Source organism: Campylobacter sp. P0103, assembly GCF_002139545.1.
Classification (GTDB): domain Bacteria; phylum Campylobacterota; class Campylobacteria; order Campylobacterales; family Campylobacteraceae; genus Campylobacter; species Campylobacter devanensis.
This window is the reverse complement of the sequence record NZ_MJKG01000004.1, coordinates 111841-124335: the sequence shown is the minus strand read 5'-3', so window position 1 is coordinate 124335 and position 12495 is coordinate 111841. Positions and strand designations below refer to the sequence as shown.

The following is a 12495-nucleotide window of genomic DNA, read 5'->3' as shown; positions in this document are numbered from 1 at the left end:
TTGGATATTTTTTAGCTAAAAATAGAAAAATAAATTTAAATTTTAAATAATGTGTTACAAATGTTTGGTTTAATGAGGATTTGCCAATCTATTTATGGCAATGAAGCTATTTATAAAAGATTACTACGCCTTGTGTTTAGGCGTAGTACTAAAACTAACTTATTGTAGCAGCTTTAAGACATTTTGCTGTACAGCATTTGCCTGACTCATAGCGTAGCTTCCACTTTGGGCTAGTATGTTATATTTAGAGAAGTTTGCACTCTCACTAGCAAAGTCTACATCACGAATTTGGCTTTCGGCTGATTTTACATTTACTTGAGTAACTGTGATGTTATTTAGCGTAGCTATTAATTGGTTTTGTACTGAACCTAGGTCGGCTCTTAGCCTGTCTAGAGTTTTTCTAGCTGATTCAGCTATATCAACCATAGCCTGAGCACCACCATATGTATTTACACCACCGGCTTTATCACCAAAGTCAAGACCAGCCGCAGAAGCTCCACCATCAAAGAAGCCCATAGCCTTTGCCATAGCTGCACTGATTGTTCCACTATTCATATATTTTAAATTTACAGAAGCCTGGGCATAGCCATTTGAAGCCACACCAGTAATCATAGCGTCACCAGCAGTAAAACCAGATACTAAGGATATACCACCTAAACCAACTTTAATATCTCTAGCATCTTGGCGAATAAATGTGATTTGACCCAAATAAACCGTACCAGCCGAATGCGCATCTCCAGCTAATGAAGCACCCGTTTTAGCACCAAATACAGTAGTAGCACCAGTAGATGTTGAACCAAGTCTAATAGCTCTACCATCTTTAGCAGCTAGGACTAGTCTACCATTTTCTAGGCTTGCTTCTACTCCGGTTTCATCTTTTTTAGCGTTAATTGCACCGATTAGGACATTGTCAGAATCATTAGCTTTTACGGTAATATTACCGATTTTTACGCCATTAATCATAAAATCTTTAATTGTACCAGCAGCAATTGCTTGGCCAAAAATTTGAGTATTATTAACTTCAGCTCTTATACCAGTTTTATCGCTTACGCCATTCATCATTTCAGCTACAGCTTTTAAACCATCTGTTTGTAATGTTTTTGCGCTAATCGTTTGAAATACATAACCACTCGGATATCCATCGATTCCGCTAAGTTTTACAACTGCATCTGCCATTTGAGAAATATTAGAAGCTACAACATTTTTTAGTGTCTCAAACCTAGTATGCCCAATTGTATTTGAGTTTGTAGCACCTATGCTTACTTTAGCTGTTTCATTACTATAAGCACCTATTTGGAAGTTTTTGTTTGAAAAATTTCCATTTAGTAGCTGTTGGCCATTAAAGCTTGTAGTAGTAGCTATCATATCTAGTTCTTCTAGAAGTCTGCTAATATCATTTTGAAGTGCTCTTCTAGAATCAGCATTTTGACCATCTTGAGCTGCTTGGATAGCTTTAGTTTTAATAGTATCAAGTATTTTAATCTGTTCATCCATAGCTTTATCTGCAGTTTGAATGATACCTACAGCATCATTACCATTAGATATGGCTTGACCTAGGGAGTTAGCTTGAGAGCGAAGACTATCAGCAATAGCCATACCAGAAGCATCATCAGCTGCTGTTTGAATTCTAAGGCCTGAGCTTAGGCGACCAAGTGAGCCAGTAAGTGCTCTATCATTTACTACAGAGTTAGCATGCGCATTTAAGGCTGCTACGTTTGTATTTATTCTAAAACCCATTATAAATCCTTTTATAGAAATATTATTAAGTTATAAAAGCCCTAAGCAAATGGTGTTCCAAAGTTTTGGTAGAAGTTTATAATATTCCCTACTCTTGTGCGCTAAGAGGCAAAGCATAGTATTGCACTCCAGCTATCTCAAATTCACGCACAAACTCTCTAAACTCTCTAAACTCCTTAGCAGTTAAATAAAATTCATACATACATCCAGTCTCGCCATATCGCTTGCTAGTCTCTAGTCCTTGTCTCTGGCTATAATGATCAAACCTAGAAAGCAATGCAAATGGTACAAATATGCTCACAATATCTCTTATCTCATAGCGTTCTAGCTCTGCGGCATTTATGGCTAAATTTGCACTACTTCCATACGCTCTAACTAACCCGCCAACACCAAGCTTTACACCGCCAAAATACCGCACCACTAACAGCGCAGTGTCTATTAAATCAGCTCCGCGCAAAGCATCTAGGCACGGTGGTCCTGAGCTTCCTTTTGGTTCGCCATCATCGCTACAGTTTTCTACAATCTGAAAATACTTATTATAATACCTATACGCCCAAACTATATGAGCAGCCTTTGGATTGTCTGCTTTAAGCCTAGCACGCAACTCTTCAAACTCGCTAAATGGACATATATAACTAGCAAAGCTTGATTTTTTGATATCTTGCTCGTAGCTGTAGCACTTTTTTACTAGATACATTTTGTATAATAACTCAAAGTTGTATTGCCAAATTTACGACTTTTATAAAGTGCAAATTTGCCTATGTTTTGTGAAGGTTTATGGCTTGAGATATGCTCTATTACCACTATATTAGCCTCTAGTTTTTCTAGCATTTTATAAAGTTTTTCATAAATTTCACTAAATCCATCTCTAATATCAAATGGTGGATCAGCATAAAGAATAGTTTTTTGCTCTATATTTTGAGCAAGAATCTTTGGTGTCAGCTCAAATGTATCACCATGCAATGCTACTAAGGTCTCATTTCCATCATTATTTAATCTACTAAAATTTTCCCTTAAGCTATTAAATGCTGCTCTATCAAGCTCTATAGCATAGCCTTTTTTAGCGTAATTACTAACCGCAGTCGCAGCCATTAATCCACTTCCACCAAATAATTCTATAAATACCGAACCATAAATCTCACCCTGCAGACTATTAAATACAGACTCTTTTACTATAGATTTAGTACTTCTAGTTGTGCTTAGGCTTGGCAAAGATAGCTTTTTACCTTTAAATTTACCACTAGTGATAGTGGTGGTTAGATTATTTTTCATATTCATCTTTTATTATTTTAATTAGCTCAGCCTTGAACGCATCGACTAAATCACCCACTCTACGCTCTAGGCTGCTTAGCTCGCTTGATTGTATTTTGCCGCTTATTTGCATCGCTGAATAGAACTCACCTAGCGTATTTAACAGCACATCTTTACTAAAAGGCTCGCTAAGATATGGCGAATCATCACTTATGATAAAGACTGGCTTGCTACTTTGCAATGCTCTATCACTCACTATAAAATCGCAATCTTTTTTTGTGGTTGCATTTGAACCTAAAAATAGCCTTAAAGTCTCAGCTAAAAGCAGACACTCACAATCTATACAAACTCTCATTACCCTACTCCTTTAAAGCCTAAATAGTATCAAAATATCTATAAATTTGGTATAAAATTTGCTTAAAATCTAGATAAATCTATGAATTTGCTATAAAATTTGGTAAAATTTGACCGATTTAGCACATAACCAATTTACTAAAAGGATGCAAAATGGAAATTTTCAAAGCAGCAGCCCAGCAGCAGCTAGATATGGCAGATACTGTCAGTTTGAAGCAGCAGTTTAATCCACAAACTAGAGAGATAGAAAATCCAAATCTCCGCCAAGACTCTGCAGCGCAAAATGGAGCCAATGAGCACCTAACAAATGAGCAAATTCAAGAGATTTTAGCCCAAACTAACGATAATCTAAGCCTACTAAATACAAATATTAGATTTGGCTATAATGATAAGATCGATAGTATGTTTGTCAATGTTTTAGAAGCTGATACTGGCACAGTAATCCGCAAAATCCCAACTGATCAAGTTATGAAGCTTACTGAGCATTTTAGAGACATCGTGGGTATGATATTTGATAAAAAGGAATAAAAATGGCAATCAATACTGAAAAATCACAACTAGGCGTAGGTAGTGGCAATATCCTAAGCTGGGATACAATAGATAAGCTAAAAGAGGCTGATACAAAAGCGCTTGTAAAACCACTGGAGACTAAAATTCAAGACAATCTAACTAAACAAAAAGACCTAACAGCAATCACTACATTACTTAGCACATTTAAGGCTAATGTATCAAATTTAACAAGCGATAACACATATCTAAGGCGTGATGCTAACGCCACAGGTAGCGGTAGTGTAAGCGTAACGGCAAATGCAGGTGTAGCTGAACAAAATATGAGCCTAAGCGTACAACAATTAGCTACTCACGACTCTTATCAATCTAAGACATTTGACTTAAGAAATGGTACAGTATTTGATAAAGATGTTAGCTTTGGCATCAGCATTGGTGGCAAGGATTATGTGATAAATGCAGACTCTAGCACCACGCTAGAAGGACTAGCTGAAAAGATAAATGAAGCTACTGAAGGTAAAGTCCAAGCTAAAATCCTAAATGTAGGTGGCGCAGCTGGGGCTGAGTCATATAGACTAGTAATCCAATCAGCTGAGACTGGCTCAGATAATGCGATGAGCTTTTATGCTATAACAAGTGGAACTAGCGGTGGTGCATCACACACTAGTACAGATAGTACTCTAGAAGCTTTAGGATTTTACTTTGATAAGGCTAATACTACTGGGACAAATACAGATAGCCATGGCAATACAATTCAAAGATTAACATTAAAAAAACCTGATGATATAAAAGATAAAGGCGATAATGTAGGCTCTCAATTAGATGTTGCCAAAGATGCTAAATTTAAATACAATGGTATAGATATCACTAGAAGTTCAAATAAAGTTGAAGATCTAATCTTAGGTGTGAGCTTAACTCTAAATAAAGTAGATAAAGCTGGTGAGAGTACTAATGTAAATATCACCCAAAACACTGATGGTATCCTAGAAGATATCCAAGCGATGGTAAAGTCATATAACTCACTAATAAATAATATAAACGAAGCTACCAAATACGATAGCGAAACTGGCCTAGCTGGTACATTCCAAGGGGTAAGAGAGATCACATCTATCACCACAGAACTAAATAAAATAATAAATGGCGTAAGCAAAGATGGTAAATCTTTGGCTGATTTTGGTATCACGCTTACTAAAGATGGAATACTAACTCTAGATTCATCAGTGCTAAACGATATGATAAATACTAAATTTGATGAGTTTAAAAGCTTCTTTAGCTCTGAGACTAAATTTACAAATGTTACAGCATTTGGGGATAAAAAAATAGATTGGAATGAAGATATAAAAGGCACATTAACAATTAATGGGGTAGATATTACAATTGATATTCCAAAAACCAATACAGGTACAACCCCTTGGGATGAAAAAGCCAAGAAAAACGCCCTACTAAAAGCTATAGCAAACGCTAGCGGCCTAAGCGATATCTCAGCTTCATTTGACAAAGATGGCAAACTAGTACTAAAAGGCTCAGGTGGCATTGATATTGAGATTAAAGGTAATAGTGATTTCTTAACTAAACTAGGCCTAAAAGAGCAAAAGCTAGATGGTAAAACTGAGATTATAGGCGGATTCTTTAAAGGATTAAATGATACTATAAATGGCTTAATTGGCACTAATGGTACTCTAACAACTTATGAAGAAAACCTAACAAACTCGCATAAATCTCTAACTGAGTCTAAAGAACAACGCCAAAAAGAGCTAGATACTAAATACACTACAATGGCAGAAAAGTGGTCACAATATGATACTATCATTGCTAAGCTAGAATCTCAAATGAATACTGTAAATGGTATGATCGAGGCTGCAAGAAATGCTAACAAGTAAAGGAACAGTGATGGCATCATCAAATGCTGCATATGCAGCCTATAATCAAAATAATATGGGGATTGACTCCCCACAAAAACTCATCTCTATGCTATATGAGGGGGTTTTGCGTTTTATCTACCGTGCTAAAAAGGCTATGGATGAGGGTGATATAGAAAATAAGGTACTATTTTTAAACAAAACTAATGCTATATTTTTTGAGCTAATGAATTCACTAGATATGAGCCAAGGCCAAATCAGTGAGTATCTTCAAGGGCTATATAGTAGACAAATTCAGCTAATCTCAGAGGCTAATATCACAAACGACCAAAGTAAATTAGATGAAGTAGTTCATGTAACAAGAGAGCTTTTAGAAGCATGGAGAGATGTAACAAAGGATGATAAATGAGTTGGCTCAATGATTTTAAATCCGCTTTGGTAAGTGAGAATTTAGATAGGATAGAATACCTTATAAACAACTATCCACCAAAGCTAGCCCCAGATGAGCTAGAGTGTACGGCTGCACTTTTAAAGAGTGCGGCTGAGCTTTTTCGTACTAAGCAAAAGGAGCTAGAAGCCGAGCTAAATAAGGTTAAAAAAGCCAAAAAATATGACTTTTAATAGCTTTTGACTTGCTAAACTAGCTAGATTATTAAATTTAAGATTTAGCTAGTTTATAAATTATATAAGTATTAATTTAGGTAAATTTTTAAATAAAAAACAGGTGCGACTATAAGCCGAGTTCTGTTATGATGGCCATTTATCTAGATTTGATTTTAGATCAAATTCAAGCGAAGGGTTGAATATAAGACTCCAAACCATCCCTTCTTGCTGCGAGTTGGGTTTACATAGCTGCTTGCATCTCTGCTAGCACTGGTGGGCTCTTACTCCACCGTTTCACCATCACCGCTAAAGCGGCAGTTTGCTTTCTGTTGCACTATCCCTTGAGTTACCTCAGCCACCCGTTAGGTGGAACTCTGTCTTATTGCAGCTCGGACTTTCCTCAAGGCTTTAACCCTTGCGACCATCCATCGCACCAATGTAATTTTATCAAAATCGAGCTTAAAATTTATAATTAATGTAGAATTAATTAACTCTTTTTTAGTAAAATTCAACTAAATTTAATTTTTTATATTTTTTTAAATTTGCAATTTTTAAGGATAATATATGATAAAAAGAGCTTTATTTATGACTTTAGTTGTCTTTAATATTTGTAATGCTCAAACTGAGATAAATCAAAATCAGATGATTACGCCTATTCCTGATAGTATCCCATATAACAAAGAAAAAGCAATACTAGGAAAACAGCTATATATGGATACAAGCCTATCAAAAGATGGAAAAGTATCGTGTAATACTTGCCACGATACAAAGACCTTTGGTGTGGATAATCAAGTATTTTCAACTGGTATAAATGGAGTTATGGATACCCCTTTTAACTCACCAACCACATTTAATGCGGCATTTAATTTCGTTCAATTTTGGAATGGTAGAGCTAAGGATTTAGCCGATCAAGCTAGATCGCCTTTTACTAATCCGCAAGAGATGGGACTAAATGATGAAGCTGAAGTTATAAAGATAATAGAGCAAAATCCTGATTATAAAGCTAAATTTAATAAAATTTATGGTGAAATAAATATGGATAATATCACCGATGCCATAGCTGAGTTTGAAAAGACATTAATCACCCCAAATGCTCCATTTGATAGATACCAAAAAGGTGATGAAAATGCCATTAGTGAAGCAGCAAAAAGAGGCTGGAATGCCTTTAAAACTAATGGTTGTGTAGCTTGTCATCAAGGGCAAAATATCGGTGGGACAATGTATCAAAAGATCGGAATTTTCGAGCCATATCCAAATCAAGAGAATTTGGGTCGCTATGAAATTACAAAGGTAGAATCTGATAAAATGGTCTTTAAAGTTCCAAGTCTAAGAAATGTAGCCAAAACAGCCCCATATTATCACGATGGAAGTATTCCAACTCTTGATGCGTGCGTGCAATTTATGGCTTATTATCAATTAGGCAAATTCCTAGATCAGCAAACAGTAGAAGATATAGTCGCATTTTTAGAGAGCTTAACAGGGGAATATAATGAACAATTCTAGAAAAATCAGTTTTTTAACTCAGTTTATCGCACTTACTGTGCTTGTTTTGGTATTTATTTTTATTCTTTTGGTATTTATCTTTAATAATTATAGATCCGCTCTAAAAAATGAAGAGATAACGATGGCTACGCAACATCTACAAATTTATGATCTACAAATCGATCAAGTTTTTAGAACCAAATTTAACTTTATAAACTACGACTCAAGTGTAGTTTATAGCAATAAATTTAAAGAAACCTTGCAATATTTAGCTAGTTTAGATGTAGATGCTAATATGCTAAGCTCAATATCTAAATCATTTGAGGATAAGCAGATACAATTAGAGAGATTTAAATCAGCAAATTCAATCGCTATAAACTCAAAAGCATATCTATTTACTCTAAGCCACGATATAGATAAATTAGTAGTAGCAAACCCAACACCAGAAAACCTAGCTCTATTAGAGGCGATGGATCAAATCTTAGCCATTGTATCAACTCAAAATATATTGGCTAGAGATGTTTTAGATACGCTTAATGAGCTTGTTAAAAATGTAGATCAAGCTAGATTAGATAATAGTGAGCTATTAAATTTATTTAAAAAGCACTACTCTATGATGTTAAGTCAAATCAGCGTAATGCAAGATAACTCTATCCTATACCTAAATCAAGAGCTAAACAAAAAATTAAACAAATTTGAAACTATAATCGCAAACCAAATAGAAGAAAACAACAAAAACCAACTATATATCTCAATTATAGTATTTGGTGTAACCTTGCTTATATTTGCGGTATTTATATATTTGACACTTGTTAAAGTAGTTATCCCAACTAAAAATCTAGAATTACTTAGCTCGAATTTAGCAAGTAACAGAGCAAATCTTAACTCTCGATTAAAAATAGACCCAAAAAGTGAACTAGCCACTAGTGCTGGATATATAAATAAATTTATTCAGATTGTTCAAAATTCAGTTTTAGAGGCTATTGATAGTTCAAATACAAGTCATAAAAACTCAATTAGCTTGCAAGAAAATGCTAAAAAACTAAAACAAAACTCACTTCACCAGCACGAACAAGTAGCTAGTGTTCAAAAGATTACAATCTTATTAAATGAAACAATTAACCTAAATAAGCTACTTGCTAATGACGCAACGCTAAATATGCAAGATTTAAAAACATTAATGAATACTGTAGAAAATACGCTTTTAGAGTTGATTGAATTAATTGAAGTTAGTAGCCAACAAGAAAATGAGATCGTAGCTAATATGGATCAACTAGTAAAAAGCGCTGATACTATCTATAGCGTTACAAGTGCTATTAAAGATATCGCAGACCAAACAAACCTACTAGCGTTAAATGCTGCTATAGAAGCTGCTCGTGCAGGAGAACATGGTAGAGGTTTTGCAGTAGTAGCTGATGAAGTTCGTGCGCTAGCTGATAAAACTAGCAGATCGTTAGGCGAGATAAATATAACTGTTCAAACTATTGTTCAACAAGTTAATTATAATAAAACCCTAATGGATGATATCCATATCTCTATGAATAATACCTCAAATAAAGCTGCTGATCTAAAAAATAATATAGCAAATTCAATAAATAAATTAAACGCTGGAATTCAATCTACTCAAACCGTAGAAGAAAAATCCATCACAGCCAAAGAGCGTGTAACGCTGCTAAATAGTAATATAGATAAGGTAAGTAGAGCAGCTACTAATCTGACTCAATTAGCTACTCAAATTGAGATAGTATCAAATGAAATTTTAAATAGCGCAAAAAAACTAAACGATAAGCTAACTAGCTTTAAATAGATATTTATAATAAGACTTGTCAGCACAAACTACATTGCTGACAAGCTGCTAATAATCATAGCATTTGGCAAATTTAATAATCTTTAAATATCAAAAATTTCCCTACCTAAAATCTCACGCAAAACCACAGTAGCATAAGATCCCTTTTGTAATGTAAAGCTTAGGCTAAATTGTGCCTCCTCTTCATTATAACTACACTTCATCTCATCGGCCCATACCCAGTTAAATCTTCTTGCTCCATTAGCAAATTTAGCAAATCCAAATCCCTCAGCCATAATCTCTTGTTCAAGACTAAACGCCACACCAGTAGCTTCATAAGCTTTAGCTCCAACTAATAAACCACAGCTGGTGCGATCACGCTGATTAAATTTATCAACCTCAGATTCTAAATCCTCGCATAAAAATAACTTGCCAAATGGATAATGTCCCATCACTTCACCACGAATTAATCTAAAAAACTGCTTTTGACTTTTTAAATCTTTGATAGTATCGTTATCAAATTTATAAATTTCAGCTAACTCCTTAGCGCTAAAACTCTCGCAAAATCGACTAATCTCTACTCTTTTGCTAAGATAGCGATTAAATAACTCACTTTGATATGCAGAAATCAAAAAATCTCTAAGCTTTGGATTATATTTTTTAAGACTCTTTTTATCATTATTTGCCATAGCTATTAATAACTCTTTAGCGTTTTGATAATTATCACCAAATCTACCAAACCTTTGATAGCCAAAATAGTTGGCAAAACCTCGATTTTTGATCAATTCTATAACATTTTGAAGCTTTTTAGCCTCACTTGGCAATACCTTTTTAAGACGAATAAAGAAGTGATTTGCTTTTAAATGGCCAATTCTTAGCTTATTATTATGGAGTGTAGCATTTAAAATTTTAATATTTTCATTAGAAAAACTACTTATAGCACTCTGAAATTTAGCTGGAATTGAGATATATTGCGTAGTCATACCCTCTTTATCCTTTAATCCAGCATAGCCAAAATCTCTAATCTTAGCACCAGTAGCTGATGCTAAAATACTCAATGCCTCAGATGTGCTTAGGCCTTTTTTTTGAATTTGCATAACTAAATGCTCGCCATTTCCACTAAACTCATATAGTGGAATCTCACGCACCACAAAATCACTTGCATTTTTGCTAAAATGCGCATTGATTGGCGTATGTGTTGTTGTTAATAATGGCTTAAAAATGGGTGAATTTTCCATGAAATTTTGCCCTTTCGTTTATAATTTTACCTAGTAAATTTAATTTTACTCTACATTTTTTAGCTTGGTTTAATACTCTTTTTATATTTTTAGGCGGTACGACAATTAACATCTCATACTCTTCCCCGCTAATAAACTCAAATTTGGATAATTTTTTATTAAATTTAACTGCTCTATTTTGTGTAATCTTTGGCAAATCACTAGCTAAACCATCGCTAATATCCATTCCTGATCTTATCCATTTAGCACTTTGTTTTATAAACTCTTGCCTTAAATTTGGAGTTACAAAGCGTGAATTTGAGCTAATTTTACCACCGTTTAAAAGCGTTCTAAGCCCCTTAATAGAACCGCCTAAAACCCCAGTATAACATACTATATCACCTATTTTGGCTCCACTTCTTATTAATGGTTTTTTTGAGTTTAAATATGAGATTATAGTTAAGCTAATTATAAGCTTATTGCTTAAGATAGTATCTCCTCCGATAATTTGCGTGCCATATTGTGCTGCACACTCTTTTAATCCAATGCTTAACTCTTTAATATATTTATTGCTTAAATTCTTAGGTAGTCCAAGACCTAAAAGTGCATATTTTGGTGTAGCATTCATAGCAATTGCATCACTTAAATTTACTATCATAGCCTTTTTACCAATCTGTTTTGGACTTAACCAGTGTAATTTAAAATGAATATCTTCTACAAACATATCCTTACTATATACCATATCACCGATGATAGCACCATCATCGCCATTTAAGTTATGCTTAAAATTCGATATTATGCTCTGTTCTTTATCCACTCTACAAGCGCCTCTTCATAGCTAAATTTACGCCCATTTAGCCCTGCACCATCAAGTATTAAATCTCCATTATCTAGTGAGATTATATCTCTTGATTGGCTGCTGCTATTCATCCAGCTTAAAAATATCCCATCATCAGCCCAGACATCAGCACCTGAACCACCAGGAATTGCTACAATATCATAACCATAAAGTGACTCAGAACTCAGATGCATAGGTAGAGCTAATCCCATCTCATCGCGGGCATCTCCACGAAATCCAATCACGACAAAATCAATTCCACATCGCATAAAAACATCATAAATTCTAGCAAAACTAAGAAAATTTACCCCATCATAGACAATAATTGCACTTTTCACTTTTAACCTTATTATTTTAATAGCGCAATAGTATCAAAACTCCTATAAAATAGCGATAAATTTGATATAATTTATATAAATTTTAGAAAGGATTAATATGATTTATAGCGATAAATTTATATATATCGAGATAGAACCAAACGCCTCTCCATGGGTAAAAATATTTACTCAAAGCGAATTTAAAGAACTTAGCGATTGCGATACTGATACGAGAAATAGACTATTTCAAGCAGCACTTGAGTGCGAAAAAGCTATGATTGAGTTTTATAGCCCTGATAAGATTAATTGGGCAAGCTTTGCAAATTATATGCCACGAGTACATATGCATATTCAAGCTAGATTTAAAGATGATGAGTATTTTCCAGAGTCTTTATGGGGTAAAAAACAGCGAGAAGCAAGACCAAGAGATATAAAAATAGATGAATTTTCTAGCTTTTTAGCCCATCGTTTAAGGGTGCTTTTTGGCTAAATTTTAGATTATTTAAGATATATTATTTTTAGCTAAATATAATCATTTTACAAA

General features: G+C 34.3%; 14 protein-coding genes and 1 other RNA gene. 7 read left to right on the top strand and 8 right to left on the bottom strand.

Annotated elements, in window-relative coordinates:
• Positions 1-159: 159 nt before the first annotated feature.
• The 4 genes from CIGNP103_RS05790 to CIGNP103_RS05775 form a co-directional block, all read right to left on the bottom strand.
• Entirely contained in the window at positions 160-1737 is a 1578-nt protein-coding gene (locus CIGNP103_RS05790; RefSeq protein WP_086268743.1) for a flagellin B, read from the bottom strand.
• Positions 1738-1825: 88 nt separating this feature from the next.
• Positions 1826-2434 carry a YigZ family protein gene (locus tag CIGNP103_RS05785; RefSeq protein WP_086224716.1) on the bottom strand — a complete coding sequence of 203 codons (609 nt, stop codon included), beginning with the start codon at positions 2432-2434 and terminating at the stop codon, positions 1826-1828.
• A complete protein-coding gene (gene rsmD / locus CIGNP103_RS05780; RefSeq protein ID WP_236845606.1) occupies positions 2425-3009 on the bottom strand; it encodes a 16S rRNA (guanine(966)-N(2))-methyltransferase RsmD in 585 nt (194 codons plus the stop codon). Before rsmD ends, CIGNP103_RS05785 begins: the two co-directional genes overlap by 10 nt.
• Positions 2999-3343 (bottom strand): ornithine carbamoyltransferase, encoded by a 345-nt coding sequence (locus CIGNP103_RS05775; RefSeq protein WP_086224718.1) that lies wholly within the window; start codon positions 3341-3343, stop codon positions 2999-3001. Before CIGNP103_RS05775 ends, rsmD begins: the two co-directional genes overlap by 11 nt.
• Before the next feature lie 152 nt (positions 3344-3495).
• Between CIGNP103_RS05775 and CIGNP103_RS05770 the strand changes: the two genes are divergently transcribed.
• The 4 genes from CIGNP103_RS05770 to CIGNP103_RS05755 are packed head-to-tail and all read left to right on the top strand — an operon-like array spanning position 3496 to position 6329.
• Positions 3496-3870: a flagellar protein FlaG gene (locus CIGNP103_RS05770; RefSeq protein ID WP_086226194.1), complete on the top strand. Its 375-nt coding sequence runs from the start codon at positions 3496-3498 to the stop codon at positions 3868-3870.
• Between the two features lie 2 nt (positions 3871-3872).
• Positions 3873-5729, top strand: coding sequence for a flagellar filament capping protein FliD (gene fliD / locus CIGNP103_RS05765; RefSeq protein ID WP_086224720.1), 1857 nt, complete (start codon positions 3873-3875; stop codon positions 5727-5729).
• On the top strand, positions 5716-6117 hold the full coding sequence (gene fliS, locus CIGNP103_RS05760) for a flagellar export chaperone FliS (RefSeq protein ID WP_236845222.1): 402 nt from the start codon (positions 5716-5718) through the stop codon (positions 6115-6117). The genes fliD and fliS overlap by 14 nt, the downstream gene beginning before the upstream one ends.
• On the top strand, positions 6114-6329 hold the full coding sequence (locus tag CIGNP103_RS05755; RefSeq protein ID WP_086224722.1) for a hypothetical protein: 216 nt from the start codon (positions 6114-6116) through the stop codon (positions 6327-6329). Before fliS ends, CIGNP103_RS05755 begins: the two co-directional genes overlap by 4 nt.
• Positions 6330-6425: 96 nt before the next feature.
• Here the strand turns inward: CIGNP103_RS05755 and rnpB are convergent.
• An RNA gene (gene rnpB, locus CIGNP103_RS05750) (RNase P RNA component class A) lies at positions 6426-6748 on the bottom strand.
• Positions 6749-6896: 148 nt separating this feature from the next.
• Here rnpB and CIGNP103_RS05745 point away from each other — a divergent pair.
• Together CIGNP103_RS05745 and CIGNP103_RS05740 are read left to right on the top strand one after the other, a co-directional pair.
• Positions 6897-7814 carry a cytochrome-c peroxidase gene (locus tag CIGNP103_RS05745; protein ID WP_086226362.1) on the top strand — a complete coding sequence of 306 codons (918 nt, stop codon included), beginning with the start codon at positions 6897-6899 and terminating at the stop codon, positions 7812-7814.
• Positions 7801-9600, top strand: a complete 1800-nt coding sequence (locus tag CIGNP103_RS05740; protein WP_086268742.1) for a methyl-accepting chemotaxis protein — start codon at positions 7801-7803, stop codon at positions 9598-9600. Before CIGNP103_RS05745 ends, CIGNP103_RS05740 begins: the two co-directional genes overlap by 14 nt.
• A gap of 83 nt (positions 9601-9683) precedes the next feature.
• On the opposite strand, the gene truD is transcribed toward CIGNP103_RS05740, so the two are convergent.
• The 3 genes from truD to CIGNP103_RS05725 are packed head-to-tail and all read right to left on the bottom strand — an operon-like array spanning position 9684 to position 11972.
• Positions 9684-10817, bottom strand: coding sequence for a tRNA pseudouridine(13) synthase TruD (gene truD / locus CIGNP103_RS05735; protein ID WP_086268741.1), 1134 nt, complete (start codon positions 10815-10817; stop codon positions 9684-9686).
• On the bottom strand, positions 10795-11613 hold the full coding sequence (locus CIGNP103_RS05730) for a thiamine-phosphate kinase (protein ID WP_086268740.1): 819 nt from the start codon (positions 11611-11613) through the stop codon (positions 10795-10797). Before CIGNP103_RS05730 ends, truD begins: the two co-directional genes overlap by 23 nt.
• Positions 11592-11972: a hypothetical protein gene (locus CIGNP103_RS05725; RefSeq protein WP_086226198.1), complete on the bottom strand. Its 381-nt coding sequence runs from the start codon at positions 11970-11972 to the stop codon at positions 11592-11594. Before CIGNP103_RS05725 ends, CIGNP103_RS05730 begins: the two co-directional genes overlap by 22 nt.
• A gap of 97 nt (positions 11973-12069) precedes the next feature.
• On the opposite strand from CIGNP103_RS05725, the gene CIGNP103_RS05720 reads away from it, so the two are divergent.
• The gene (locus tag CIGNP103_RS05720) at positions 12070-12441 is read left to right on the top strand and encodes an HIT family protein (protein ID WP_086241081.1); all 372 of its coding nucleotides are present in this window, start codon (positions 12070-12072) and stop codon (positions 12439-12441) included.
• The last annotated feature ends 54 nt before the right edge of the window (positions 12442-12495 follow it).

Bases quoted from the DNA above. Each gene is read 5' to 3' on its own strand.
- CIGNP103_RS05790 (WP_086268743.1), bottom strand. From the start codon at position 1,737: ATGGGTTTTAGAATAAATACAAACGTAGCAGCCTTAAATGCGCATGCT.
- CIGNP103_RS05785 (WP_086224716.1), bottom strand. From the start codon at position 2,434: ATGTATCTAGTAAAAAAGTGCTACAGCTACGAGCAAGATATCAAAAAA.
- rsmD (WP_236845606.1), bottom strand. From the start codon at position 3,009: ATGAAAAATAATCTAACCACCACTATCACTAGTGGTAAATTTAAAGGT.
- CIGNP103_RS05775 (WP_086224718.1), bottom strand. From the start codon at position 3,343: ATGAGAGTTTGTATAGATTGTGAGTGTCTGCTTTTAGCTGAGACTTTA.
- CIGNP103_RS05770 (WP_086226194.1), top strand. From the start codon at position 3,496: ATGGAAATTTTCAAAGCAGCAGCCCAGCAGCAGCTAGATATGGCAGAT.
- fliD (WP_086224720.1), top strand. From the start codon at position 3,873: ATGGCAATCAATACTGAAAAATCACAACTAGGCGTAGGTAGTGGCAAT.
- fliS (WP_236845222.1), top strand. From the start codon at position 5,716: ATGCTAACAAGTAAAGGAACAGTGATGGCATCATCAAATGCTGCATAT.
- CIGNP103_RS05755 (WP_086224722.1), top strand. From the start codon at position 6,114: ATGAGTTGGCTCAATGATTTTAAATCCGCTTTGGTAAGTGAGAATTTA.
- CIGNP103_RS05745 (WP_086226362.1), top strand. From the start codon at position 6,897: ATGACTTTAGTTGTCTTTAATATTTGTAATGCTCAAACTGAGATAAAT.
- CIGNP103_RS05740 (WP_086268742.1), top strand. From the start codon at position 7,801: ATGAACAATTCTAGAAAAATCAGTTTTTTAACTCAGTTTATCGCACTT.
- truD (WP_086268741.1), bottom strand. From the start codon at position 10,817: ATGGAAAATTCACCCATTTTTAAGCCATTATTAACAACAACACATACG.
- CIGNP103_RS05720 (WP_086241081.1), top strand. From the start codon at position 12,070: ATGATTTATAGCGATAAATTTATATATATCGAGATAGAACCAAACGCC.